This window comes from Methylobacter sp. sgz302048 (genome assembly GCF_052162025.1).
Lineage (GTDB): Bacteria > Pseudomonadota > Gammaproteobacteria > Methylococcales > Methylomonadaceae > Methylobacter.
In genome coordinates, this window is record NZ_CP197401.1 from 1,964,401 (window position 1) to 1,990,675 (window position 26,275).

Here is a 26,275-nt window from a genome sequence, read left to right on the forward strand (position 1 = left end):
ATATTGATAGTCTTATTTCAACTTATAGAGGACATTGTTTGCTTTGTCACGAGGATCTTCCTTTCGGCTCTTTTCCTGGTCTATTCGTTCCTGGCCGAATTTGGCAATCATTTCGTCCCAGCTTGAATATTGCTTATAGGCTTCAGCGCCGGCATTTTTACGTTCCTGATAAAGTTCCTTGCCTAAATTGATGACTTCCTGAGGTTCTTTGCCGTCAACCTTTGCAAGGAATTCATCGTCATCTTTGAAAGAATCGCGGATAGTCCAGAAAGAGACTTCAAATTCAATGCGTTGCTCGGCAGGCAAGCGATTTTTGATTACTTTGACGGATTTATAAGCCGTACGGGCATTGTGGCCGTTTATTTTCATGCCGTTGCTGCAGGCAATTAAGGTTGTGCAGGAAAGAATAATCAGCAGAGCATATAGTTTCTTCATAAGATAACCTCGAAGTTAAGTTCAGGTCCAAGTTGCGTTAGTTATAATTATTGCATTACACCCTGTCACCAAACAAAGTAAAATGGTGGGTTATTATAAACCCAAGCTAACTTTCTATGCTGGAATTTATCCAATTATTAAAACAGCGTTACCAGGCCGTTTTGAGTCAACCCGGCAATGAATCTGCCAAAACAAGTTATCAACAGCGGATAGATCAGCTTATTCTGGCGGAAGCCTTTATGCGTAAAGGCCAGCTTATTGCATCTACCCCTGAATACCCTTTGCAGATTACTGTTATTGGTCCGACCCAGGCAGGAAAGAGTTCACTGGTTAACCTGTTATTAAACAGCAATGTGGCCGGCGTAAGCCCCTTGGCAGGCTATACTGTGCATCCCGAAGGCTTTTGCAACGACATCAGTCCGAAGGATTGCAGCGACTTGCAGCGTTATTTCGGACGATTCCAGCAACTGCAGCAGGCGCATGCCCGGACAGACCGTTATGATTGTTATTTATTGACCGAAAATACCACGGTTTCAAAATATTTGCCGCCCAGCGTCCTTTGGGATACGCCTGATTTTGATTCGATAGATGCCGCGAATTACCGCGAGGGCCTGATCAGGACGATCGCACTGGCCGACATGATTATTCTGGCCGTCAGCAAGGAAAAATATGCCGATCAGTCGGTCTGGGATATCATGGCTGTACTCGAAGACCTGCATCAGCCGACGGTTATCTGTCTTAATAAGCTTGTTGAAGGCTCGGAATCATTGCTGATCCATTCACTGAAAGAAAAATGGCGCCACGCCAGAAATGATGAATTTCCCGAAGTCGTGCCCTTGTATTATCAAAAACAGACGGGCATGCCGGTCTGGCCGGAATCCCGGCAGAACTTGCTTATTCAAATGGCCCACAAGGTCAATCATAAGAAGCAGGCACGCTATGAGCAGGAATTGCTTCAGAAGAACTGGCAATACTGGGTCGAGCCGGTCGTCGCCGAGCACCAGGCCTTAAAAGACTGGCAGGAGCTGATCGATCAACTGATCAAGCAGGCGTTGGAGAGTTATCAGCGCGATTATCTGAATCACCCGCATCATTACGAGACTTTTAAATATGCCCTGGCGCAACTGCTGAATTTACTGGAGATACCGGGCCTGGCCGGTGTCTTGTCCGGCACGCGCAGAGTTTTGACCTGGCCGATCAGGCAAATCATGAAGCTGGGACGCAAACGGCAGCACATCGCCGACAGCAGCCACGAAGTCGCGCTGTTAAAGCAAATCGCCGAGCATATGTTGATTCAGATGGCGGATAGGCTCCTGGATAGAGCGGAACAGAACAGACAAAACCCATGGTGGAAAGAAGCCAGCAGCCTGCTGCGCAGCCAGCGTTCGGATATTTTGCAGGATTTCAGCGAGGCTGCGAGACGCTACCATATCGCTTTTCAACAGGAAGTGGAAAACACAGCGCAACAGCTGTATCACAAATTGCAGGAAAAACCGGTGCTTCTGAACAGCCTGCGGGCCACACGCGTCACCACCGATGCGGCCGCTATTGCGCTGGCATTAAATACCGGCGGCATAGGCATGCATGATCTGATTATTGCGCCGGCGATGCTGACCGTAACGTCCTTGCTAGCCGAAAGCGCTATCGGCAGCTATGTGCACAGGGCCGAGGCGGAATTGAAACAGCATCAGCTCAATACCGTCAAACAGTCCTTATTCATCGATGGCATGGGCAGGAAACTTTCCGCGCTGCCCAAACAGTTAACCCATCTTACACAGTTTAATATTGCACCCGAGCAGTTGCAGGCGGCCGAACACCAACTGAAAGAAAAGCGACATGGCTTACGATTACTCTGATTTAGTAGAACAAACAAAACGCTGGGCCGGGCAGGCCGCCGCTTCGGGCTGGATCAACCAGGAGTCTGCCAGGCAGTTATGCGAGTTCGACGCAAGAACGCCCGACGCTTTGTTCGCGCATAGCGGCTCCCGGCCTCTGATCGTAGCCTTCATGGGGGGCACCGGGGTAGGCAAGAGCTCTCTGCTGAATCGCCTGGCCGGCCAGGCGATTGCCAGGACCGGCGTAGAGCGTCCGACATCGCGCGAAGTCACGCTGTACCATCACCGCAGCGTCGCCATACAGCATCTGCCCGAAAAACTGCCGATTGACCGTATTAAAATAGCCCAGCATGATGAGGAATCGAAAAAAAATATCATCTGGATCGATATGCCGGATTTTGACAGCACTGAGCAGAGCAACAAACAGCTGGTTCTGGAATGGTTGCCGCATATCGACGTGCTCGTCTATGTGGTCAGCCCCGAACGCTACAGGGATGAAAAGGCTTGGCGTCTGCTGCTCGCCGAAGGCGGCCGCCATGCCTGGCTGTTTGTTTTGAATCAGTGGGACAGGGGACAGACCGCCCAATTCGAAGATTTCAAGCAGCAATTGCACAAGGCCGGGTTTGACGAACCGATCATATTCAAGACGGTTTGCGCGGAAGAACTGCAAGCCGATGAATTTGAATCGTTAAAAGCCACGATTGAATCGTTGGCGACCGAACATGTCATCGAGCAACTTGAACAAAGAGGCTTGCAGGTCCGCAAGGACGACTTAAGGCAACGACTGCAAAGCCAGATGCCATTGCTTGGCTCCAGCCAAGCTGTGCAGCAGGCGCCGAAACTGTGGCAGGAACAGTGGCAACGCACCGCCGATATCCTGCAGCAAGGCATGGTCTGGCCGATACAGCAACTGGCCAATTATTATGCCGAACACGCAGCCGATTTAATTACCAATCCGGCCGCAGGCAAATACTCGCCAACCCGCTCGGACATACGGTTGTGGGATGAATGGGCAAGTGCGCGATTCGATGACGGCCTGGACGAATTCGTGCTGAATGTTGATCAGCAAGGCATTCCGGTTGCGCCGCTTAAAAAGCAGTTGGCTCCGGTCCGCGAGAAGGCATCGAAAATCATTCAAGGCGAGAGCGAGTTGGCTGTGCGGCAGGCGCTGGCCAATCCCGGCAATGTCATGCACCGCGCTTTTTTAAAATTCATGCGCTTATGCGAGATTGTGCTACCGCTCGCGGCCATCATCTGGGTCGGTTACAAGCTGTTCACTGTGTATTACACCAGCAACGCGGGCAATGAGGAATATCTGGGCGTCAATTTCGCCATTCACAGTACCTTGCTGATCGCCATTACCTGGCTGACGCCGTTTTTTATTTTGAAGAAAATGAAACCTTCGCTGGAAAAAACTGCTTTAAAGGGCCTTCACAAAGGACTTATTAACGGGCTCAGCATGATTGAATACGAAGTATCGGAAATTGTAGAGACTTTCAGTCATCAACATGCCGAGCAGGTAAATCAGGTCACCGACATTATTGAACATTGTAAGATTGATGATAAGCATCGGGAACTGTCCAGGGATGACAGGGGTCTTTTGACACGAATGCTAATTGAATAAGAGTTAGATAAAGGATTTTCAGAGAGCTGAAAATTTTTTAAAATGAATGGAATCTTTTTAGCAAAATTGACTCTTATCAATTACAATACGCAAGTTAAGGGGGCGACCTGGCTTCGACGTGGGTAGCGAAACCTTAAGTGCATGCCGAGGACTGTACACCTCGTAAATCCTACAGAAAAAAAGTATTCGCAAACGACGAAAACTACTCAGTGGCTTTAGCAGCTTAAAACCTGCACCACTTCTCTGACTGTTTGTGCTTATGCGAGCAGAGTTCTTCGGAACATTCAGGGATCATATTACATAAGATCGCGTCAGGGCTTAGTTCGGAGCCTGAAGCGCTAAATCCAATCGAAATCGCTGTTGATCCTCTTGGCCCGACGGGTAGTCAACAGTTAAATTAAAAGCGCGGGATAAGCATGTAGACCTTACGGCGGAGTGCTTGCGGACGCGGGTTCAATTCCCGCCGCCTCCACCAATTCCAAGAAAACCGGCTGAGCCTGAAAGGGTGGCCGGTTTTTTTATGCCTTTAAAACAGTAATTTTCTTGCTGGGTTCATTTATCCACCAATAAGGCTACAAACGGGATCACATAGTCCGGCAAGTTAAACGTGAATCAACCCGCCTATTTATGGAAAAACAATCGCGGTATCGATGCGTCAACACTTTTCCGGGCATACGGTTAAGCCGCTTTATGCAGCAATTTGTAATCTGTGAGCGACGACCTATAGCCATTGGCTGAATTAGTCGCTCGCGGTTGTAAAAGACCTTAATATATTCAAATATCGCCTGTCTAGCCCCAGCTCGGTTTTCAAGGTATGGAAGAAGTTTTTTAAAACACTGTTATTCCAGCGGTTGCCTTTACGGTTCATGCCATGCCGGGCTAATAACGGTATGTCAGCATATAACATAGTGGCTATATGATTTTTCCTTCTTTAACAAACTCTCGCTGAATGGCGAATTCTAATTGCTTTAAATCTAGCGTGCTTGACTGGGATGCCAATAGCTCGACAGAACAATAATGAGCAATATTCAATATTCCTGCGCCCGTCAGTTCATAGCGGGCCGCAACATGTTGCCAGTCGATATCATCCGCAATCTTGATTTGGGATGGAAAAGTCTGGGCCCAAATTTTATGGCGCTCTTCAAGGCGAGGCATCGGGAAATGAATAATGGATTGAAAACGTCGAATAAATGCATCGTCGATATTGGCGCGTTTATTCGACGCTAAAATGACCAAACCGTTGTGGTTTTCGATTCGTTGCAACAGGTAGGCTACTTCTTGATTGGCATATTTGTCGTGCGCATCGCGGATGTCGGTTCTTTTGCCGAATAGCGCATCCGCTTCGTCGAAGAACAAAATCCAGTTTTTGTTTTCGGCTTTATCAAACAGTCGCGACAGGTTTTTCTCGGTTTCGCCGATATATTTGGATACCACGCGCGACAGGTCGATACGGAATACATCTCTGCCGGTATGCTTCCCCAGCAGCGTGGCGGTCAGGGTTTTGCCCGTGCCAGGCGGTCCGTAAAACAGCGCACGGTAACCGGGTTTAATTTTTTTCTTCATGCCCCAGTCATGCAGTAGCGTGTCGTTATGATTGATCCAATTTTCGACTTCATGGATTTGCCGCAAAGTATTGGGATGCAGCACCAGATCATCCCAGTCCATTTCGGTATCGATGTATTCTGCTGGAAAATCCAGACTGAAACGAGGCTTGCTGATGGCGCCGGCGGTAAGCTGTTCAACAATTTCAGGCTCGAGGATCAAGCGGCCGCTCATCATCGGTTCTCCTTCGCGCACCGGTTCAAGCCAGAGAATGCGTTTTTGCGCAAACCAATGTTCGCTGCTCAGGATTCGCTGAACCTCCAGGCGTTGTATAAGATTGTCGCCTGCGAGAATAAACTGCGCAGTTTCACCGGTAGGAAGAATGCCACGGTGGTTGGCAGCCTTGACACCACCGAATTCGGGGAAATCACCGCCTTCAGGGAAGTGTTCAGCGATAATTTTACTGAAAAATCCGGGCTGCAGTTGTGGCACGATAGCCAGCATCAGCACCGCAAACTCTTCAAGACCGGGATTGTGGCTGGCTATGAATGGGGTCAGCCATGAGTTTCCGGCATAGAAATTCAATGGTTGCAGTTCTAAGTTTTCTGCTTGTCCGAAATGTACACGCAAGCGTCCTTCCAGGATATTTTTGAGCCACTTAAAGGCAAGTTGCAGGTTGGAAGCGTTTAAGTCCATTGTGTTGTCTTTTTACATAGTGATGATTAGGTGAATTATGTGGCGTAATATGCTGACGCTATTGCTTGGCCATAGTTACAAGTCGATTTTCCATTTTCGGAGGATGATAAAAAATAACCGTTTAAAAATACCAAATTGTCGTCCAATCAACAGGATACGTTTGCGTTTCAGCAAATTGACTGTAAAAAATAACAATCGCCCGGCATAAAAATACGCCGATAATCCGGCGTAAAAACTCCCTGTCATCAAATCAATCCGAAGATAATGTAGGGCGATTTCGCGTCAGCAAATCGCCATTTCAAGCAGGCCAGTAACATCATTGTTATATATTGGCGGGGTATTGGAAATATTTTTAATTTTTTATCAGCCTAAGAAAATTGCTTTAAAAAATCTTCTTTAAGTTTTTTAAGAATTAGATTTTGTTCTGATATGCCGTTGCTTTGGAAATGCAGTAGCGAAATAAGTTGGAAATAGGGTTGAATACGATCGTGCCATCCCGGAGTGTTTGTGTTTAGTATAAAACGATACAAGGAATCAATGGGAACTTGACTAATTCTGTTGGGCAAGTTTTCAAATGAAATATCTTCTTTTTTTTTCTTTTTTGCTGAATTGGATGGGTAATTTCCATTTAAATAGTAATTCAATAGCTTGTGATGCGCTTTAGAAGCGATGTCAGGTGGGGGAGACGATTTTGAAATAGTTTTGAACAGGTCGTATTGACTATTGCCAAACAGATGCAATGTACTGGCAAAGTTCATAATAAAACTAAATGTTCCATAATTTTTGTAATCAATTGTTTTCGCTTTGAGGCATTTTTGAAGCCAATAAGCAGACATTTGTATTGCATTGTCAACATAAAGAGGATCAAATGTCAGAGCAATCAATAAAGGAATCTCTGAAGCTGGGCAAGTTTCTTTCTCATCTCCCCATTCTTTCAGGTAATAATCTGCTTTACTTTTTAGTTCAGAATAAGTCATGTCAAATATTTTGCACTATGGGTTTGGGAATGTCTTTCACAATATTTCGGGCGTCTTCCAGGGTTAAACTATATGGTAATCCTGTGAGCAACTTGATCAGGTTCTTGGTAATCATTCCTTTCACTTTTGTGAGAGTGGCTTCACTAATTTTTGCTTTTCCAGCGACAAAATATATAACCGTTACATTGCCAGCTTTCAATGCGGCATCAAGGCGTTTGACAAGAGCCGCTGGATTGTCTTTCCGTTGCGCCAGGATATTCGCAGGAAGGTTGGTCGTGGTCGCAGAAAAAGGATTGTCCCGACCCGCTTTAATTCCTTTATATGTAAAATAAATAGGTGACTTACCAAATGCACCTTTTGTGTCGCCTATAACCACTTCATCTTGATTGTTCGTTGGATTTACCTGAATTCCTAGCTGGTCAAAACCACTGTTACTTAAAAGCTTGTCATCTTTAACTAGAGAAATAAATGTACTGTTATTATCTGCAAGCCATTTAGTTGCAGCTTTCTCTGCCTCCATTAACTTTTTGTCATCACTTGTTACCTGCCAGGAGCCTTTTCCCTCATTCCAGAACCAAACTTTCACGTCGGCATCTTTACAATAGGTTCTCTTGTTTCCACTATGCGATTCTGCAGTATATTTAACTACTGGTTCTTTTGCACCAGGAGGTAATCCGTTCGGATCGTCATCGATTTCAACTTCTGTTCCTTTCTTAGGGTTGATTACAGCTTCTACTTGGTATTTTCCTTTTGAGACTTTTTCTGCCTTGATAGCAGTAAGTTGATATTTTGATTTCACTGAACTTAACTTCAAGCGCAGTTTAATAAAATTAACTTTGGTGCTTTTGGTATAAGCTACAACTTCTTTAGAAGCATCATCTACCGCTTTTTGTTTTTGCTCCTCTGTCCGCTCATCCTTCTTATCCTTCTTCCCAAACAACTTCCCGAACAAGTCCTTCGCCTTCTTCACAACCCAGGCGAGAGCCGCATCGATGGCCTTATTGACGCCGCCGCGGGCTTTTGAGACGACTCCATTGATCTTATCGGTGACTTTTCCCAGACCGACAAGCCCGGCGAGCAGGCTGATGGCGAGAGACAACATCCCTGCCAGCGCGTTGGATACCATAATGGCGGCTGATCGGATATTGCCGGCGGCGATTTGCATGATGGAGTTGACAAATCCCGCCACCACCGCCGCAATTTTTGACATCTTTGCCACTATTACCATGACGATGTCATAAATCGAGACAATTGCCGAGATAAAACCGGCGCCGGGAATAAACATGGCGACGAGCTTGGGAACGGCTTTTGTAATGATGGCATCGGTTACAAAACCGATGATCCCACTCACGACCGTATCCTTGAGGTCGGCAAGTTTCTCCTGGATCATCTCCCAGATCGCAACCGGCCCGCCATTTTTCAGTTTGACAATAATTTCATAGCCTTTTTCAACCCCGTTTTCGATCCCTGACATAATCGCTTCGCCCTTAGGCCCCATTGCCTTGACAATTTTTGCGCGGATCTTGGGCCAGGTAATGCCCAGCACGCTGAGCACAAACTTGCCCAATTCCGGCAGTGAAAGCGCTTTGGGAATATATACGCCATTGAGAGAACCGGTCAGCCAATCGATCAGTCCGGCTTTAAGGTGAGTGCCGATATTGTCGGCAAACGTTTCAAAGCCGGCTTTGCCAGCTTTTGCCAGATTGCCGACAAAAGGCAATGGATTTTTCAGTATGCTCTTGAGAGCGGCGCCTGCGCGTTTGACATAGGCCATCGCACCCGGCTTGACGGAATCGAAGATAATTTCCAGCAGATTCCAGACGGCGTTGCCCGCCCAACTGATGAACTTGCCGGCGAAACCGCCGAATACCGATTTGAGCTTGTTAAAGGCGTTCGGCAACAGCACAATGTCGATAAACTCCAATGCCTGGAAGGCGGCGATGAACAGCGCCGGAACCTGTTGTACAAAGCCTTTTACCGTACCCAAGGCATTCTGGAACCAGGCCCATGCGCGCGCAATGGCATTGGCTTTCTGCATGTTTTGCCAGACTTCTTCCTGGCCGATCAATTTCATGAACGGACCGATCAGGTTTTCGGCAGTCTGCGGTACCGGCTCGCCACTTATCGGGTCCTTGCCCAGGACGGCGCACAACAGATCGTAACCATTGGGGGCATTGGCCTTGGCGAATGCGGCGATGGGTTTTAGGATGGCATCCTTGACCAAAGTGATCATGCCATCTTTAAGTCCAACGGCGAATGCCTTGATCTGTCCAATGGGCGCAGTGACGATTCTTTTGCCGCGTTCCCATACTGCTCCGGGGTCGGCGAGGTCAGTGACTGAGAATTTTTTGACGAACTGTTTGATGTCCTGCCAAATAGTGCTGCCGATGTCGCTCAGTGCAGCGAACTGCTGCGCAGCGAACACGCTGACCTTATCAAATACACCGTGGTTGGCCAGCGCCTGGGTGATATAGGCTCCGCCCGGTATCATTTCGATGGCGCCTTTGAGAATGTTGCCGGCGCTGCGGTCGACAGCGGCCCGGGTGATCGGGTTGTAGCCGATGACCACAGTGAGCATCGTGAAACCGGGAATCGCAGCGGCGTTATCAGCGATAAAGCCGAGAGCCTTATCGATCAGGTATTCGATCGGATTCAGACTATCCAGGAGGCCTCGCTGCACGGGTGGAGGTGTAGCCGTAGTGCTGACCTGCGGGCTGCGTTGTATGGCATGGCCTTGCTGGATGGTATGGGTCAGTTCGTGGGCCAGGAGCTGTTTGCCTTCGCTGCCGCCGGGCTGGTACTGGTCCCGGGAGAAAAAGATGTGGTTTTTATAGGTAAATGCCCGCGCGCTCAATCGGTTGCTAAGGCTTGCGGATTCGGGGTCGCTGTGGACGCGCACGTTGCTGAAATCGGCATTGAATCTTGGCTCCATGTAGTCGCGGATATCGCTGGGGAGCGGTTGCCCGCCTGCGGTTTTGTTTTGAATCGCCGATTGTATGCCTGAATTTACAGTAGGAGCGCCGGCGCTATCTTTACGTTGGAGTTTTTCTTCGGCAGCCGGGGCTTTTTGTATCTTTTCGTCCTCTTTTTTCTGAAGCTTCTCCTCAGGCATGGCCGCCTTCTGAATTTTTTCTTCAGGCATGACTGCTTTCTGTATTTTTTCTTCTTCCTTTTTCTGTAATTTTTCTTCCGGTTGGCGCTGAAGTTTTTCTTCTTTTATCGGCGCCGGGGCAGGGGCAGGCATGCGCATGACTTTGTCGGCCATCTTATCGGCTTCCTGCTCGAGCTTGTCGCCGGGTTTGTTCACCGCCATTTTCATCTGCACGGAGGCGGTGAAAGCCTGGCTGGCCGGCGCGAAAAAATCACCGCCCCCTGCTTTGGCGAAAAAGGGCTGACTCGGCGTTTGGGTTGCCGTTTTTGAGGCAGTGCTGGTCGATTTTTCTGAGCTCGATTTCATCTTCTTCTACCCGTTAACATGAGGTCAATAGCGCCACTCCACCCAGAGCATCCGGTGCATCCAGGGCAGTTTTATCATGCCGATACCCCAGGGCAGCTGGTCCAGCAAAATATCGTAGGCTTTGTTTTCCACCTGTAAGCGCCAGTCGCCGTCATCACGCAAGCTGATTTTGCCGGGACGGATCAGAAACGTTCCCCGCAAACCGTCGTCGCTGGTGCCTTTCAAGGCAGCCCAATGACGGATTACAGCCTCAAGCAGCGCAGTAGCTTCCCCGGTTTCTTCAGCCGTTAAAGGAGTATTGGTATCCACAGGCGTTTCCAATGCCAAATTTAATAGCACTTTAGGTAAGACCAGCTCATATTCGGGCGCGACCAGCTGACCGGTGCCTAAAAAATGCAGCAGAGACAATGCCCGATCCGGAGCAATGAGCTGGTCGCCAACAACAATGTTTAATGCTCTGAAAAATTGCGGGAGAAACGGGTGCAACAGAACCAAACCTGCGTTGTTGATGTAAATATTTTCGCTAGTCATAATATTTGAAGTCCCTGTCGGTGCGCCTGGCTTTATTGGCGGGGCAGAGGTTGGTTGTTCTGCATAGGCATTACCGAACAGGTCGGGAAATGGGGCTTTGGCGAGGGAGCCGGCAGCCTCATCAGGTGTTGCGCCAGCGGCTATCGATGCCATAGCTGACGTTGAAGTCTCAGCCGGTGCACCTGGTTTTATTTGCGGGGCAGAGGCGGGCTGTTCTGCACCATTGCCAGATAGATTGGAAAATGGGGCTTGGACAAGGAGGCGGGTTTCGTCAGGTGTCGCAGCGGCTGCTGTCGATGTCGCGGCTGGCGTTGAAATCTCAACCGATGCGTCTGGCTTTATTGGTAGGGCAGAGGCTGATCGTTTTGCATCGGCGTTACTCAAGAGGTCGGAAAATTGGGCTTGGGCAAGGGAGCCGGCAATCTCGTCAGGCGCTGCGTCGGCTGCTGTCGGTGTTATAGCTGACGTTGAAACCTCAACCGATGCGCCTGGCTTTATTTGCGGGACAGAGGCCGACTGTTCTGTCTCGGCATTACCGAATGGGCCAGTGAACTGGGTTTGAGCAAAGGAACCTGCAGTCTTATGCGGCGCATCAGTTGCTGCCGATGTCACCACTGACTTTGGGGCGTTGCCGGTTTCTATCGAATGCGCAATGTCAAATTCTGACGCGACTGTAATAGTTAATGGACTTTGCCCGGATTTGCCCGGTTGCTGCCGGTCATCGCTTGATGCTTCAGGCCAGTGTCGTCTCAGCCAGTCGAGCAACGCTGGCTGATGTTTGAAATCTGCCGGCAGCGCTTGCCAGATGTCGCGGATCATCTGTATGTCAGCGAGGGCTGAAGGTTGCTTTGCATGCATAAACGCCGTCTGCCAGATTTGAGACTGCAGCGTTTTGGCGATTTCCGCTGGCAATGGCTGGCTGACCAGAGTCTGTAAAAGCTTATGGACGATTTCGTTAACAGCAGGCGCCAAGTATGTTAGCAAGGTGTCTAAAAACGTTGTTGAGAACTGTAGCGAAAAACGTTTGGCCGCATCTGCCGTGGTCAAAGCGGCAAGCAGATCGGCATCAATCAACGGTGTTGCTTGCTTCCAGCTGTTGAGCAGAAATTGCTCCAGATTTTGTCCTTCCGGCAGACGAAAAGACCAGGGGAGCCTTCCGGTTCTGGCGAAGTAAAGCAATGCTTCCAGGGCCACCTGCGGCTCAGTTTTATATTGGATTGCTCCTGTCTGTTCCTGAGCGGGATCGTTCTGTGGCAGCAGGTGAATCCGGTGTCGGGAATCCTGCAGCCAGCGTTCGATAGCTTGGATTATCGCGGCGGGTAAATTATCTTCCAGCCGGTCAGCAGCCAGGGTGCCGATATCAATTTCCATGCGTTCAATAACCAAGTGAGCGTCTTGCGGAGCATGAGTGTCCAGCAGGTCAGCCAATTTGGGCGTCAACCATGTGTTACAAAGATTCAGCAGCCGGTTATGCAATTCCCAGGCTTTGCTCTCGTCCCCTTTCAGGGTGACGTGGAGACTTTGTCGCTCAATGAGGTGACGGTTGCCGCTCATAAAATTCTTGTACTGATTCCCGTTATCATGCTATCGTTCAGACACTGGAAGTCGGATAGGCATATCCTCAAGGGCGCATAAGGTAACACCCGAAAGCGCCTACTTCCCTTCTCTCTAATCAATCACAGTAGCTATTTCCATTTCTGGGCATCCTTCTTGCCGAAAATAACATTGATGGCATAGCCGCTTACCGAGTAATCGCTTAGGATAGCCATAATGTCTTCTCGATTAATCGATTTATCTTCCGTGTGAATCAGTAAATCTATATCACTATGCTGAGTGATTTTTTTGCCGGTGATTTTCTCGCGCAAGCCGGAAAAGCCTGCAGGAAAATTGTTTTCCGATGCTGTCCGGGATACCCAGCTGCCGTTGGCCCACGGGCCTATTAACACGGCTTCGACAGTCAGACCTCCTACATTATAAGTTTCGTCTATAACCTTACTGATGTTTTCCAGCAGATTCTGCACCGATGCCGGCAAAGGCTTGGATGCTCTGAGTTTGATCATGACTTCCCAGTCAATCAGATCCTGTTCCGTTGGCATGGTGGCGCTCGGAGATGGATACTTAGCCTGATGGTGAGCGTTTTCCTGCAGCCATTGGTATTCACCGGCGTGGTATTCATCGTGCAATTGGCATAGGACAGGCCAATTGAGGGGCTCCCATGCGCCTTTTTGCCAGCGATAAATACCGTCAGGCGTGTAGGCGTAGCGAATCTGGTTGCCTTGCAGGCCGCCCCATTCGATACGGAACATATGGTCGGCAAAATAGCGAATGAGAAATCTATCATTATCGCGGTCGTAATCGAAAACCACTCCGTTGGGGTAAGCCTGATTCAACCTATGGGCTATAGCGGAAAGCTGTCCGTTAATGAGTTCCTGGATAGGTACGCTGACTTGCTTAGGAGTAAGCAGCTTGCCTTGGAGTTCGTAGCGGTAAATGACGATGACATAGTTATCGGCCAGAAGGTCTTTATCGGCTTCCTTGGACCCTGAATAATCACGGCGGGCCAAGTTGCTTAAATGCCGCTTGCTATCGAACCATGGGTATGAGCACTCATTTACCTCCACCCTACACAGACTACTCGAAGCTTCCATATGTTCTATGCGGTAAGGCAGCGCGAAATCGGCGAGTACGATATTGGCGTTGATTCCGCTTCCGCCATATAACACCACAAAAGTACCATCGCGCAGGGCACCTGCCTGATGCTCCAGGCCAGGATGTCTTTCCAGAAAATTTCCTACGGCATCAGCGCTGAGATAGAGGATGGAAAGCGGCAAACGGTGGCTTTTGATCAGCTCGCCGAGAGTGGTGGTGACAGTCAGCAGATTTTTGCCGACATGGCCTTCTATCCTTAAAAAGTTGTACGCTTCCAGATCATAATCCAACGGCTGGCGAACATGGGCAGGGCTATCGGCATCTTCATGCCAGGAGAGAATGTTCCGGGCCTGCCAGTCTTTGCGGCTGGCGTCCCAGTAAGGGCGCAGCTCCGGCCGGTAATAGAACGGCAGCGCCTTGTCGGACAGATGGCGATAACCGAACCGGCTGGGGGTGATTTTCAGCGGGTGTGCGCCGGCCGGTAAAATATTGAAGTTTTGCACCATCCGCAGGACCCGCTCGAACAAAAAGCGCAGCTCGCCGCGTCTGTTTTCGGCAAGGACCAGCGCCGGCGAAGGCAAAAACCGGCTGCGGTATTGCGGGTTGCCGGAATTTTTTAGGGCGCCTAATACCAGATGGCGCGGAAACAGGCTTGCATCCGGCAGGCATTCCGGCACGGCCTGCATTAGCGCAGCCCGAAGCTCATGATAGGCGGCGGTCAAGTCGCGCAGCCAATCGTAGTAATACTGGATCGCCGGCTTGTCGGCCGGAAAATCGAACTGCTGATCCAGCTGGGCCAGCGCTGTATTGTCCAGGTCCGGGATCAGGAGTTTTAGATGGCCGTAGCTTTGGTTGATGGCATCCAGCAGGCGGTTGACGGCGGTTTTTGCATCCATCTGTTCGGCAAAAAAATTCTTATAAACCTGCTGGTAGTTCTGTAAGTCTGTCGGCGCAGTAAAATGAACGCGCGCCAGCGGGATTTCCGGCAGTTGCAGCGGAGTATAGGCAGTCAGCTTGTTCAGCTCTACCAGCAGGCGCCGGGCCTTGACTTCAACCTCGGAGCCCTTGTCATCGCAGTTATTGGGGCTGCAATTACGCAATGAAGCTTGTTTGAGTTCCAGCATCAGCACCAGCGCTTTATCATCCAGAAAACCAGCCGGTGCTTCAGTCAACTGGTTGACATTGTCATCCCCCAACGATTCGGCAGTCAACAATTCCCAGAGTGCGAACTGGGTATCGTTGTCTTTGAACGGCAGATAATGCAGGTCTTCGTCAGCATCTAACTGGCGATAGGCGACCAGCTCCAGTTTTTCCTGCGGCTCTGCCAGCAAATAGCCTTCCGAGGTAATCCCGAAGCCCTTGGACAGAAAAATTCGGGTAGGTGTGGCAGGGGTGTCCAGCGTGATATCCAGGCCGCAAACGATGCCTATGCCGGTCAGATCGGCCCGCGTCAGCCGCTGCTGTTCGTCCAGATAGCCGAACAGCCGGTTGAGATGCGCGTTAGTCAATACCTGATTGGCTTCGAAGACCGGATAGCTGGTGTGTTGTGGTTGCATGGCGATGTTACCGTTATCAGATGGTTGAATAGGGCCGAGTTCAGGTGTGCTGCGAACCAAGAGCGGTACTGCCTAGCCGTACCGGGTTCTGATCACTACCGTCATCATAATCATGTAAAGTAGCTTGCGGATAGGTATTGTCCAATGCGGCCAATAAGGTGACGACTTGGTGCAAGGCGTAAGATACTTCCCGGTAACCGGCGTAGCGGTTGTCAAGCAACTGCTGGAGCTTTTCCGCGGTGTCCGGCTTAAAGGTCAGCCCGCTGCAAAGCGCCGGCAAATAGAGGGTCAAAGGCGTGAAATCGGCGAAATCCTGCTCATTCCAGGGCTGAGGAATAACGCGGTTGAGCATTTTGCCGGTCAGCCATTGATGGAAATGTTCACCGTAGCTGCCGAGAATGCTGGCGCTGCATGAGCATAAATCGGCCACCGGACCGTCAAGCCGGCCGGCTTTAAGGATGGCGCGCACCTGCTCGGAAAGCCGTTCCTCGCTCCAGTCGAAGCGCCGATTGACAACCAGCCATTGCTGCCAGGCCTGTTGGAAACGCTCGAATTGCCGGCCGCCGATAACCCGTTGCTGAAAATACTTGGCCATCGACACTTTAATCTCGTCCCACTTTGCACTGTCCAGTTGGGCGGCGCAGCCAAGCCCGTCGGTTGTCAGCGGTGAAAATAAGGTCTGCAATTTGTTGTTCAGCACATCCGGCTGGAAAAACGTGGCGGCGTGGTCTCGATGCCAGTCGGTAAATGTTTGGTCGAACAAGGCATAGATGGCCAGGGCGCAGTTGTCGGTCTGTTGCCTCGTCAAAGCTTTATCATCGGGACCGACGGTTTTGGCGATTAACCACGCAGACAGGCTCTGGATCAGCGCCTCGTCCCGGCTGAAACCGTCGTTCGCCACCCAGCAGATTTTGGCCAGAAGATGCGCCGGCATTTCTTTGCGGATAGTGCGTTCGGCAAAGTCGCGCATTTCCAGATCATTATTGTAAGGCGCTGTCCAGCCGGGCATCACCCAGGTTAAACGGAATGAATAGGGATCTTCGTCGCCGCAGGCCGCGCAGTCGCCGCTGGGGCAGGCAGGGTAGAGCGCATCGCCTGGAAATTTGGGGCGCAGCAATAGATGCTCGACGATGACGGCGCGTTGATCGGCGCTCCAGCTTAACAATTCGTCTTTAAATGCCTCGGCCTGACTTTTGCTGGCGAATAGGTCGGCAGCTTGCCCGAGCGGCTGGCCGTCCGCATCCTGCAGCAAGAGATGGTATTCAAGGCTGTCAGCGCCTGCCGGTTCGATCAGGTACGCGTCCGCTTTGCTGAATGCGGTAATCAGGCTGGCGTAGGCAAGCTGCTGCGCTGCCTCTGGCGTATCGGCCTCGAGTTTAACGTCGCCTTCAAACCAGATGCGGTACGTATCTTTCAGTTGATAGGCGATTGCGTAGCCTGCCGCGTCAGGCTCGGTTTGGGTCCAGGCAAAGTCCAGGTCAGGAAAGCCCAGCAGCAGCGCGACGCGTTTTTTTAGCCCCGCCGCATTGCCTTGCATACCGGGCGTTTTATAGTCGAAGGCCCGGTAGCGGTTAGAACTGACGGCAGGATAGGCTTTCAGAAATGTCAGTTTGTCTTCGATCAGACGACGTTGCGCGAAGGGCAATCCCTGCCTGCGGGTTAAAAGCAACGCATATTCGCTGAATTGTTCACCGAAGCGGGCCATTAAATGGTCGAGAAAGCGGTTTCGGCGCTGCTGAAATTCCTCTTCGGTTTCGGTCATTTGTTCCAGGGCGTCGAGGTTCAGGCCATCGGTCACCTCGTTATAGCCTTTGATGATCTCTTCGTTCAGGCACTTGACGAAGTAACTGCGCTGTGCCGCCGGGTCGAGCGAGAACAATTCCGCACACTGGCCGATTTGCGCCAGCGCATTGGCAATGATTTGTTCGAATACCAGCAGATAGGCCTTAAGCTGTTTGGCCTGGGCCTGGCGCTGCCCGGAGGCGTGGGTGGGCAAACCTTCAGCGCCCACTCCGTAAGCCGGGGGCAGGCCGTATTGCAGCGGATAGTAGTCGAGCGGGTCGCGAAATACGCCGGCAGGCGCGGCCAGATCTTCACCATCTGCCGTTTGGGGGCGCACTTTGGGACGGTTCTGTTCGCCGCGCAACTGTATCAGGGTTGACAAGGCTTCGTCGGCCCTGGGCCGAAGCGGAAGGCCGTCTTTGAAGAACACAAAGCTCGACAAGTGCCGATGGAAGCGAGGCTGGTGCTGCGGCGTGATCAACAGTTGCCAGCTGGCGCTGACTCTGTTGCTGTTGTCCGTGCCGTAACCGGGATCGGAGGCGCCGGTAACCGGATTGCCTTCCGCGTCGTATTTGGTCAGCAGCAGGTTGTTGACCGAGACGATGCCGTCCATATCCATTAAGCGGTTCATGATATCCGAGGTGCGCAGCACCGTTCTTAACTGGGAGGCGGCCAGCGTCTCATTGCCGATAAAGCCGTTACTTAAGGCGGGGCCGTTGAATATGTCTTCCACCGGCGCATTGCCGGCCAGCCGTTCCTGCAGACTGTAGAATTCCAGCGGCGGATTGCAATACTGCTCGATGGCAAGCCAGATCCGGGCCTGCACCCGTTCGATGTCGGCATCCGGCCTGACGTCTACGTCCGCACAGACTGCCACGTCTTCGATATCCACCACCTTGACATGACAGTAGTCTTCATCCAGATTGCGATGCTGCTGCAATGCCTGTTTGGCGTCATTTACCGCCTGGCGGGCGGCTTTGAGTTTTTGGCGGTAGCGCTGCAGCAGGCCCGAGGCGCCGGCATCCTCCAGTATGTCTGTCAGCTGCGCCAGCGTGGTCAGGTTTCGGCTGGCAGCATCGCCGAACATGCGCAACGCGGCATGTACGATGACTGATTGCTGATTGCCGCTGAAAGCGATCGTGAAACTGACATAGAAGACCTGGCGCCAATGATCGCGCAGGTAGTTGTCCTTTTCTGAATCCGCTTCTTTAGTGTTATCGCTGAGAACATCGTAACTTTTGTTGGCTCCCAGCCGGGTGACGGTCAGCGCGGAGAGCGGCGCATCGCTGAAAAACGGCGCTTGCTGTTCGGGCTGCAGCGTCTGCCAATCTGGAAAGCGCAGTTCTACGAGCGTGGCATGGGGGCGGCCTTCGCTGTCGAAGACCTGATAGCTGGCGGTAATCTTGTGATCGTTGAGATCGCCGAGTTCCGGATCGGCTTCGAGTTCCAGCAGAACGTCGTACAGACCGGCCACTTTTACCGGCGCCTGTTGCCCGGTTTGCGGCGCTTTATAGCCAAGCCGCAGCTGGTGTTTTTTGTCGCACCAGGCGTAATAATCGAAATCGCAGCTGCAAGATTGGCTGAATACCCAGGCATTGCGCACCGCGTCCAGATCGATCAGGAGCCTGCGAAAGTCGTCAGGGGTTACCGGGTTGACGGTCAGGATCTCACGGGCAGTAAAAAAAGCCTGGTCGGGGTAAGGCTGAGCTGCGTTTGCCGGCGGCGCGGCAGATGTCAGCAGATCGGCTATCGGCCACTGGCTGCGGTAAGCGACATCTGTAATGGCATAACACAGGCTTTCCAGAAGAGTGATGCCTGGATCGTGGGCGTTGTAATCGGTCCACGTGTCGCTGGCCAATTGTGCGATAAAGCCGATGCCCTCCCGGCGCAGACGGTAGTAGTCGGCAGCGGGCGAAAGCTCGGCATGTTTTTCTAGGGTGTCAGGTATCTTGCTCATACAGATTCACACGGACAGGCGGCGCCGGTGCTTGATTGCTGAACCGGATCAATAGGGTTGATGCTGTGCTGCCGGGCGGAAACCAGTATGGAAATCGCTTTGGAGCCGGTAATCACGGCATTGTCGGCAATGCTGGTTTCAGTGCCGTCGCCGCTCTGGGCCGGATAGCGGTGGGCCAATTGAAAATCGGTCACATAATCGACGTAAGGCAGTTCCTCAACGAAATTGAGCAATACCGAACGATAAATCTTGCCGCCAATGTTGGGGCTGCCGTCTTCAGTGAATGCCCAGGGCGAGAGAAAACGGGTGATGGCCTGATTTAACCGGCTGGTGTAAAAGCCTTTGTCCAGGCCTGAGTTGAAACAGACTTTAAAACGCGCCTCGACTTCTTCGAACTGGGGGTTCTTGACATGCAGCTGGACCGTTCCCGGCAGCCGTTTTTGCAAAAACGTTTTGATCTCCTCCAGAAGCCCCAGGCTGGTGTAAGGGCGCAACGGATCGCGCTCGTTGTGAAATTGCTGGTTCGGAACGGTAATGACCGTGACATGGCCGGGGGCTAGTTCGCGATAGATGTTCCTGCCGTTGTCCTGGTCATAACAGGTATGATTCAGGCATTTTGCCTGATAAATTTGCGGAAACGCTTCCAGAATCAGGTGCTCATAGTCCCAGAGCGCGATGGCCCGGTCTTTATGCCGCAGGCGTTCGCTGACGCGGGTATAAAAGGCATCGGCCTGCTCGGCGCCCTTGCCGCCGAAACCGGGGAACGGCTGATGTATGCTTTTGACAGCGGCGTCCGGGATGGCAAGTTTGCGGATGGAGCCGGCTGCCAGGGCAGTGGCCGGAAACGCCGGATCGTTATCCCGGTTGCTGAAGGTGGCGGTTAAGCCCTGGGCGGCAACCCGCTGCAAGCGGCAGACGGCATCGCTCTCGCTGGCGACGGCGGCCTTGATCCAGTACTGTCCGGCAGGCAACAGGCTATTGGCCGCGGAAGCATCGGCGGGTATCTGCAAGGTAATGATTCCGGAATGCAGCAGTTCATGGCTGCCGTCCTGGATAGCGTTGGCGGCAAAGTCTATCCATTCGTTGTCGCGCAGATAACTCCAGTGGATATGCTGCGGTTTCGGCTTGACGGATAACGGATCGGCGGTACCCTCAGCTACCTGAAATAATAGCGCCAGGTTCTGCCCCGGATTGAGATCGCTGACGCCGATGTAGAATTCGGCCGCCTGACCGGCGGTATCAGTAAAGTGCTTGAACTGCGGCAGCAAATAAATAGCCGGATCGGGCGCGGCGATTTTCAGAAACGGATGCTGTTCGGCCTGTCCGAACGGCGCCAGATGGAAAAAACGCGCCTGGCGGTTTTCGAAGCCGGCTTGATCTACGCTTTTAAACGTCAGAAGTTGCGCAGCGGTATAGTCCAGCGTCAGCTCACTGATGAAAGGGCCTACGGGCGGGACTGGCTTTGACTTGGCAGGGCTTCCGGTAACGCCGGCAGCCTTGGCGGCAGCGCTTCCGGTAGCGTTGGCAGTCCCGGTGGAAGAGCCAGTGATGTAATCGATCAAGTCCTGTTCGTATTGGCGCTGCCCAAAGTCCTGCAGTAGTCTTAACCGTAAATAGCCATGCCGGGATGCCGTGTCGAAAGGCGTCGGCGCTGAAAGATCGGGGGCATCGACAAACAGCCGGCTCAGATCGGCTGTGTGAGTGATTGCCGGGGCCTGAGAACTCGGGGCATTGGCAGACGGGCGGCTTGAACAGGCATCGTCAATGGCAGTCGATGTTGAAAAGCCGGGGATATCGGCAAACGCGCGGCTCAGATCAGCCGTCAGCTTCAACTGGCTGCCGGTGACAGGGAATTGCAGGCCCTTGATCTCCTCCCAGGTGCCGGCTTTCAGAAACTCCGCCCCTATTTCTACGTCTTTGGCGTCGGGGTAGGGTGCAGGAAGATTCTGCCATTTCAGCTTGAGCGTGCATTCGACAAGCCGCTTCTGGAAGGCTTCCTTGCAACCGATAATCAGGCTGCTGTTGGACACAGGCAAAGCGCCAAAAGGTTGAAACGGCTTGCTGGTGTCGACCGGGCCGAAATCGTTGCTGACCGTCAGCGTTTTCAGATCATTTACCGTAACGGTCAGGAGGATCTGGTTCAGGCGCAACGTTTTCAGTTTGTCATAGGCAAAATTGCGGCCGGGGTTGTGGGCCAGCTTTACCAGTAACACCGGCAAATCGGTATCCAGACTGTAACCATGGACTTTAGCCAGATAAGGGGTGATGGCAGGGGCCGAGCCATCCAGCGTCAACACGATTTGCTGTTTATTGGGCAGGCTTGCCGTTACCGGAATCCAGTCCTTTTTGCCGCTGACAAAGCAGAGCAGATCCGTACTGCCGATGCGGTCGGGCAACGGGGCCGGAAAGATCAGCGTGATCGTGCGGCGGCCTTCCGACAGCAACAAATAATGCGAGGCCAGCGCAAAGCCGATTTCGGCCTTGGGCATTCTGATCTCGCTCAGCGTTCCCAGGCTGTAAACTTTGTTAAAGAACGGATGCCAGGAGTGATCCGCCGAAGTCAGCTTGGCGCCCAGTCCGTCGTCAGAATCGGCGACAGGCGAGGCGAACAAGCGGCCGTTATGCTGGTTTTTCAGGCCGGTTTCGCCGGCGTCGCTATGGTGATAAACGGTTTTCAGGGCCGTGACTTTAGCCCGGTTGGCGACAAAATCGCGGTCAGCGGCATAAACCACTTCCTTCCCTGACGCATCTTTGCCGGCTTTGAACAGCGTATCGCGGTTAATCAGATGGGTGTCGGCCTGTCTGGCCAGTTCCACCAGCAGATGAACCCGGCCCGGCTCGGCGGGTTTTTCCTTGAGTTTAAGAACTTCCCGATAATAAAAATCCAGATGGCGTCCGGTCAGCGTGTTGACTTCGGCCCGCGCGTATTCGAACAGTTGCAGAAATGCCAGAAACAGCGCGTAGTGAGGTTCATGATCGCTGCGCCGGCTCAGGCTGTCTTGCAACGCCTGCTGCGCATCGCCGACGCTGCGGGCGTAGGCTTTCAGAAACTGATCGAAAATGGAGGTAAACAGATTGTGGGTGGCGATGTGGTTGAGGCGCTCGAACACATCGCCGCTGCTCCCGTATAACGAAGCATCGGGCGCAATGGCGGCGACATAATCGCTCCAGTTGGCGTGGCCGCCGGTGATCCAGTCGCTGGAGAAACTGGCCTGCTCGATGGATCTGAAAACACCGGCGCTGGCGCCTAAAATCACCAGTTCCGGACGCGCATCGGCAAACACCGGATCGGTTCCGGGAAAGGCTTTGTGATAAGCGATCAGGTTCCGGAAACTCGTTGCCAATTGGCTGCGGATCAGATTGCCCAGCACCGGTTTGAGCAGGGTTTGCTCGCTTAACTGCGATTTCAGCTGATCCAACTGCGCAGCCAGGCTGGCGATGGCGCTGAACAGGCAGCCTAAGTGCTGCTTCAGGGCGTTGTCTTTACGGCTTTTCTCGGCGCTGCCGTCTGCGCCGGAAACGGCGTTGCTCCGGTTATTCAAAAAATCGAAACTGGTTTTGAGGGTGTTCTGGTAATAGCCGATATCCTGGGTTGCGGCAATCGCCAGCAACACCGCGTCATTGCCGCCGAAAAAATCCTCCCAGGTGCCGCTGGCGTTATGGCCGGCATCGTAAAATTGCAGATGCCGGGCATAGGCTTTGGCAAACACCAGCGCATGTTGCAGTTTGTGAGCATCGACAGGCGCGTAAGCCGGGTTCAGTTCGGCGAGGAAGCGTTGATCCTGGCGTGTGCCTTCATGGATCAGCTTCAAGGGGTTGGTGTTCTGATTGCAATCGTTCGCCATCATCAGGCCCCATCCGGTAGCAAATTGACGGTTGTCGTGAGATTAATGTCGGTGCCCTCTGTTTTGTAATAGGGATAGACGAAGTTGAACCGGGAGTTGGTGGTTTTGACCCGGTAATCGATCTCGATCAACACCACGCCCTCCAACTGTTGATCTTCGCGCAATCTTACGCCGTCGAGCAGAATGCGCGGCTCGAAATAGAGAATGGCGGATTCGATTTTGTCGGCCATCAATGTCTTCATGCGCGTGTCCAGGTTTTCGAACAACAGCTCATCCAGATTACAGCCGTACTGCGGCAGCATCAGCCGTTCGCCTGGGCGGGTGCTGAGCAGGATTTCCAGGCTGGACGCAATATCGGCTTCCTCGGCCAGCATCTCGACGCCGGCATTGCTGCGATTAAAGGTGGGCGGAAAAGACCAGCCGCGGCCGAGAAAAGAGTTTGCCATGATGTCAGCCGCCGATTAATACAGTCGTGGCCCCAGGCGGCAGAATGGCGCCGCCGGCGGCTGTTGAGTCGCCGATTCTTGCAGCCGGCAGGCCGGCGATCATTACGGTTGCCGAACCCTTGATAATGGCATCGGCGCCGCAGCTGTCGCCCACGCGCGCCGCCGGCAGACCGGCGATCATCACCGTGGCCGCACCGGGCGGAATAATCGGGGTAGGGGCGCCCTGGGTAGCCGGGCTGACGATCATGTCGCTGACGCGTGCGGCGGGAAGCATGGCTGTCTCCTAATTGATCTGGACCAGGCCGCCCTGAATCACCGTGGTGGCGCTGCCTTTGATGCTGGTGCTGGCGCCGGAGACTTCGGCGCTGCTGGTGCCGGTGGCTTTAAGTGCGGTTTGCGCTTTCAATTCCATGTTCATGCCTTCTTGCTTGATGTCCTGGCTGGCTTTCAGGATCAGGTCTTTGCTGCTTTCAATGACGATGCCGTTATCGTCCAGCGTGATTTTGTTGCCGTTCTGGTCTTCGAAACGTATGCCTTTGTCTTCCTCCGAGAGCAGGATCTTGTTGCCGCCCGGGGTTTCCAGGGTAATAACCTTTTTCTCGTCGTCGAACGTGAGCTTCATTTTTTCGCGGCTGACATAACCCTTGCGGTGGTTGTCGTCCTTGGCCGGCTCCGGAGCGGGCTTGGCGCTGCTATGGCACATGCCCAGCACTACCGGGTGGCGCGGATCGTCGTCAAGAAAACCCACGACGACTTCATCGCCGATTTCGGGGCGGAAAAAGGTGCCGCGCTCCTTGCCCGCGTCCAGGGTGGCGATACGGGCCCAGATGCCTTCTTCCGACATGCTGATCGTCGGCACGCGCAGTTTGATGCGGTCTTCGCCGTCCGGATCATTTTCCAGCACCGTGACAATGCCGATTTGCAGACCGCTGATGGCGGGCAGTAAACCGGCGGCCGGCAGCGGACGCAGATTGAAGGTTTCGGCGCAGATCTCCGGATTCAGGCCCAGTTGCACATCGGTTTCCCAACTGCCTTTGGCAAAGCTGTGGCGTACTCCGGAAACGTACAATTTGCCTTCAAAGCGCTCGCCGATGCCGGTGATTTCGATCACCTTGTCCGGCATGACGCCGGCAAAGCCTGTAAATCTCGCCCGGCCGCGCACTTTGGCCAGCCGTTCCTTGAGCAGGCGGCCATCGGCCCAGGCCTGTAATTCCGGCTGGCTGAGTTTTCCGCCGTGTATCAAGGCATGGGGGTCGCCGCCGATGACTTCGGCAAGGGCGTCAGGGCTGAGATTGCCGTTGTCGGTGGTGGCCGGTTCGCTGGCGTCGGTGCTGAGGACTTCCTGGTCGGCGGCGTTCCAGCTTTGCGCGCTGATGCCGGGGCTTTGCCAGCGGGCGTCGATTTCGGCATCCAGCTCCAGCAGGCTGGCGCCGTATTGCACGCTCAGTACCGAGGCGGCGCTGGCGGCGGGCGGCGCGATGCCGATTTTGCCGTCCTCGACTTTGATGACCATGCCGTTGGCTTCGGCGCGGCAGAGCAGAAAATCCCAATCGCTGGCATCGTATTGCACGACTTGCTTCAGCTCGGCCTGGGTGGCGCTGACATCTTTTTGCAGGCCGTAGGCATCGATGACTTCCTCCATGATGTCGCTGTCCTTTTTGTCCAGGTAATAGCGGCTTTTTGCGCCTATGGTCATTTTCACCGCCTCATCGCGGCAGTCGATGCTCAACTGGCTGCCGTTTTTGCGGATTTTGATGCTGTGTTTGACGATAATGCCCTTGAACACGGTCTCGTTCTGCGCGCGGTAACCGAGCTGGATCTCTATGGCCTTGCCGGGGATGAAATGCTCGGTGTTGCTGGCGGCAAAAGTGCTTTTTGCCGCCTCGCCGTCCTGCAGCAGTACCGTGGCGGAAGGGATGCGGTTGAGCTCTCGGCTGACATAGATCGACAGCACATGGAATTCGCCGGAAATTTCCGCGCCGTCGATCAGAATCGCCGCCGTGCAGACATCGGGCGAGGCCGGGGTTGGAATGGTCGATTGGTTAGTCACGAGGCTTTATCGGTTTTGGCCAGCGGCGGAAAGATCAGGTCTGTGCCGGGCACGAGGTGGCGAAAGTTATGCAGGCCGTTGATCTGGGCGATCTGCAGATAATACTTGGGATCGCCGTAGATGCGCTGGCACATCAGCGGCAGGTTGTCGCCGGCCTTGACCTTGCGGATATGGCTAAGATCGGGCGAGCTTTTGTTTTCTTTCAAAGCCCGCTTTTTTTCTTCGATGCTGCCCTTGAATTTGGCTTTGGCGATGGCGCGGATCGGCTGGCCGTCGGGATTGAAGAGCTTGTAGCTGATGCCCAGTTCCACCGCCCGGCCTTTGAACAACAGGTTGCCCCATACCAGTTTCAGGTGGTAAGGCTCGTGCGAATCGCCCTGATAAGCGGTCAGCATTTGCCGGAAGCGGTTGACGTCGTCGAAGATGCCGTCGGGCTTTGGTTTATCGTCGATGATGCCGGTGTTGTCGAACAGGAATTCGAAGCTGAGCTCTTCCGGCAGCGTGTATTCGAAACGCGATTGCGCGGCGCTGGTGCCCTGGCCCTGGCTGTCGGCCGTCTTGACCTTGTAGTCCAGGGTGTAGCTTTCCGGGTTGATCAGGGCTTCGAATTCGGCCTTGGCTTCGGCGCGGCCGCCGCTTTCGGCGTCCTGCGCGGTTTCGAAAGCCAGAATCAGCATCTTTTCCAGGGCCATCAGCGTTCCTTTTTGTTTTGCAGGATCTGCAGAACCTGGTCGACGCACTCGGCGATGATGGCGTCCTTATCGATCTCGTTATTGCCTACGGCCGCACCGCCGCCGGCCGGGCCAACGGCATTCGGAGTTTGGGGCGTAGCGTCTATCGTGACGTTGATATGCAGCTCTTTGATCTCGATGGGCATAACTTAGCGCAGCCTG

15 protein-coding genes, 1 other RNA gene and 1 pseudogene are annotated in these 26,275 nt (G+C 52.9%); 3 read left to right on the plus strand and 14 right to left on the minus strand.

The window, feature by feature from the left end; genetic code table 11:
* Positions 1-12: 12 nt before the first annotated feature.
* The gene (locus ACTNE6_RS08985; protein WP_194970323.1) at positions 13-435 is read right to left on the minus strand and encodes a hypothetical protein; all 423 of its coding nucleotides are present in this window, start codon (positions 433-435) and stop codon (positions 13-15) included.
* 116 nt (positions 436-551) lie between these two features.
* On the opposite strand from ACTNE6_RS08985, the gene ACTNE6_RS08990 reads away from it, so the two are divergent.
* From ACTNE6_RS08990 to ssrA, 3 genes are all read left to right on the plus strand, one after another.
* Positions 552-2,291, plus strand: coding sequence for a GTPase domain-containing protein (locus ACTNE6_RS08990; protein ID WP_442499415.1), 1,740 nt, complete (start codon positions 552-554; stop codon positions 2,289-2,291).
* Positions 2,272-3,894, plus strand: coding sequence for a GTPase (locus tag ACTNE6_RS08995; RefSeq protein WP_442499416.1), 1,623 nt, complete (start codon positions 2,272-2,274; stop codon positions 3,892-3,894). Before ACTNE6_RS08990 ends, ACTNE6_RS08995 begins: the two co-directional genes overlap by 20 nt.
* 98 nt (positions 3,895-3,992) lie before the next feature.
* Positions 3,993-4,369: a transfer-messenger RNA gene (ssrA, locus tag ACTNE6_RS09000) on the plus strand.
* 203 nt (positions 4,370-4,572) lie between these two features.
* Here ssrA and ACTNE6_RS09005 read toward each other — a convergent pair.
* The 13 genes and pseudogenes from ACTNE6_RS09005 to ACTNE6_RS09065 form a co-directional block, all read right to left on the minus strand.
* Positions 4,573-4,777: pseudogene (locus ACTNE6_RS09005) on the minus strand (IS3 family transposase); the annotation flags it as partial.
* A 29-nt stretch (positions 4,778-4,806) separates the two neighbouring features.
* Positions 4,807-6,132: an ATP-binding protein gene (locus ACTNE6_RS09010; protein ID WP_442499417.1), complete on the minus strand. Its 1,326-nt coding sequence runs from the start codon at positions 6,130-6,132 to the stop codon at positions 4,807-4,809.
* A 368-nt stretch (positions 6,133-6,500) separates the two neighbouring features.
* Positions 6,501-7,109 carry a hypothetical protein gene (locus tag ACTNE6_RS09015; RefSeq protein ID WP_442499418.1) on the minus strand — a complete coding sequence of 203 codons (609 nt, stop codon included), beginning with the start codon at positions 7,107-7,109 and terminating at the stop codon, positions 6,501-6,503.
* Between the two features lies 1 nt (position 7,110).
* Positions 7,111-10,422 (minus strand): eCIS core domain-containing protein, encoded by a 3,312-nt coding sequence (locus ACTNE6_RS09020; protein WP_442499419.1) that lies wholly within the window; start codon positions 10,420-10,422, stop codon positions 7,111-7,113.
* A gap of 168 nt (positions 10,423-10,590) precedes the next feature.
* Positions 10,591-12,651 (minus strand): contractile injection system tape measure protein, encoded by a 2,061-nt coding sequence (locus ACTNE6_RS09025; protein ID WP_442499420.1) that lies wholly within the window; start codon positions 12,649-12,651, stop codon positions 10,591-10,593.
* Between the two features lie 131 nt (positions 12,652-12,782).
* A complete protein-coding gene (locus tag ACTNE6_RS09030) occupies positions 12,783-15,302 on the minus strand; it encodes a hypothetical protein (protein WP_442499421.1) in 2,520 nt (839 codons plus the stop codon).
* A 40-nt stretch (positions 15,303-15,342) separates the two neighbouring features.
* Positions 15,343-19,041 (minus strand): hypothetical protein, encoded by a 3,699-nt coding sequence (locus tag ACTNE6_RS09035; RefSeq protein WP_442499422.1) that lies wholly within the window; start codon positions 19,039-19,041, stop codon positions 15,343-15,345.
* Positions 19,038-22,889: a baseplate J/gp47 family protein gene (locus ACTNE6_RS09040; protein ID WP_442499423.1), complete on the minus strand. Its 3,852-nt coding sequence runs from the start codon at positions 22,887-22,889 to the stop codon at positions 19,038-19,040. Before ACTNE6_RS09040 ends, ACTNE6_RS09035 begins: the two co-directional genes overlap by 4 nt.
* Entirely contained in the window at positions 22,889-23,332 is a 444-nt protein-coding gene (locus ACTNE6_RS09045; RefSeq protein ID WP_331821503.1) for a GPW/gp25 family protein, read from the minus strand. The genes ACTNE6_RS09040 and ACTNE6_RS09045 overlap by 1 nt, the downstream gene beginning before the upstream one ends.
* A gap of 4 nt (positions 23,333-23,336) precedes the next feature.
* The gene (locus ACTNE6_RS09050; RefSeq protein ID WP_442499424.1) at positions 23,337-23,606 is read right to left on the minus strand and encodes a PAAR domain-containing protein; all 270 of its coding nucleotides are present in this window, start codon (positions 23,604-23,606) and stop codon (positions 23,337-23,339) included.
* Between the two features lie 9 nt (positions 23,607-23,615).
* Positions 23,616-25,382 (minus strand): type VI secretion system tip protein VgrG, encoded by a 1,767-nt coding sequence (gene vgrG, locus ACTNE6_RS09055; protein ID WP_442499425.1) that lies wholly within the window; start codon positions 25,380-25,382, stop codon positions 23,616-23,618.
* On the minus strand, positions 25,379-26,074 hold the full coding sequence (locus ACTNE6_RS09060) for a CIS tube protein (RefSeq protein WP_442499426.1): 696 nt from the start codon (positions 26,072-26,074) through the stop codon (positions 25,379-25,381). The genes vgrG and ACTNE6_RS09060 overlap by 4 nt, the downstream gene beginning before the upstream one ends.
* On the minus strand, positions 26,074-26,259 hold the full coding sequence (locus ACTNE6_RS09065) for a DUF5908 family protein (RefSeq protein ID WP_442499427.1): 186 nt from the start codon (positions 26,257-26,259) through the stop codon (positions 26,074-26,076). The genes ACTNE6_RS09060 and ACTNE6_RS09065 overlap by 1 nt, the downstream gene beginning before the upstream one ends.
* Between the last annotated feature and the right edge of the window lie 16 nt (positions 26,260-26,275).

Excerpts from the sequence above, each read along its gene's own strand:
- ACTNE6_RS09025 (WP_442499420.1), bottom strand. The coding sequence starts at position 12,651 with ATGAGCGGCAACCGTCACCTCATTGAGCGACAAAGTCTCCACGTCACC.
- ACTNE6_RS09045 (WP_331821503.1), bottom strand. The coding sequence starts at position 23,332 with ATGGCAAACTCTTTTCTCGGCCGCGGCTGGTCTTTTCCGCCCACCTTT.
- ACTNE6_RS08985 (WP_194970323.1), bottom strand. The coding sequence starts at position 435 with ATGAAGAAACTATATGCTCTGCTGATTATTCTTTCCTGCACAACCTTA.
- ACTNE6_RS09010 (WP_442499417.1), bottom strand. The coding sequence starts at position 6,132 with ATGGACTTAAACGCTTCCAACCTGCAACTTGCCTTTAAGTGGCTCAAA.
- ACTNE6_RS09060 (WP_442499426.1), bottom strand. The coding sequence starts at position 26,074 with ATGGCCCTGGAAAAGATGCTGATTCTGGCTTTCGAAACCGCGCAGGAC.
- ACTNE6_RS09020 (WP_442499419.1), bottom strand. The coding sequence starts at position 10,422 with ATGGCGGTGAACAAACCCGGCGACAAGCTCGAGCAGGAAGCCGATAAG.
- ACTNE6_RS08990 (WP_442499415.1), top strand. The coding sequence starts at position 552 with ATGCTGGAATTTATCCAATTATTAAAACAGCGTTACCAGGCCGTTTTG.
- ACTNE6_RS09035 (WP_442499422.1), bottom strand. The coding sequence starts at position 19,041 with ATGAGCAAGATACCTGACACCCTAGAAAAACATGCCGAGCTTTCGCCC.
- ACTNE6_RS09030 (WP_442499421.1), bottom strand. The coding sequence starts at position 15,302 with ATGCAACCACAACACACCAGCTATCCGGTCTTCGAAGCCAATCAGGTA.
- ACTNE6_RS09015 (WP_442499418.1), bottom strand. The coding sequence starts at position 7,109 with ATGACTTATTCTGAACTAAAAAGTAAAGCAGATTATTACCTGAAAGAA.
- ACTNE6_RS09050 (WP_442499424.1), bottom strand. The coding sequence starts at position 23,606 with ATGCTTCCCGCCGCACGCGTCAGCGACATGATCGTCAGCCCGGCTACC.
- ACTNE6_RS09040 (WP_442499423.1), bottom strand. The coding sequence starts at position 22,889 with ATGATGGCGAACGATTGCAATCAGAACACCAACCCCTTGAAGCTGATC.
- ACTNE6_RS09065 (WP_442499427.1), bottom strand. The coding sequence starts at position 26,259 with ATGCCCATCGAGATCAAAGAGCTGCATATCAACGTCACGATAGACGCT.
- ACTNE6_RS08995 (WP_442499416.1), top strand. The coding sequence starts at position 2,272 with ATGGCTTACGATTACTCTGATTTAGTAGAACAAACAAAACGCTGGGCC.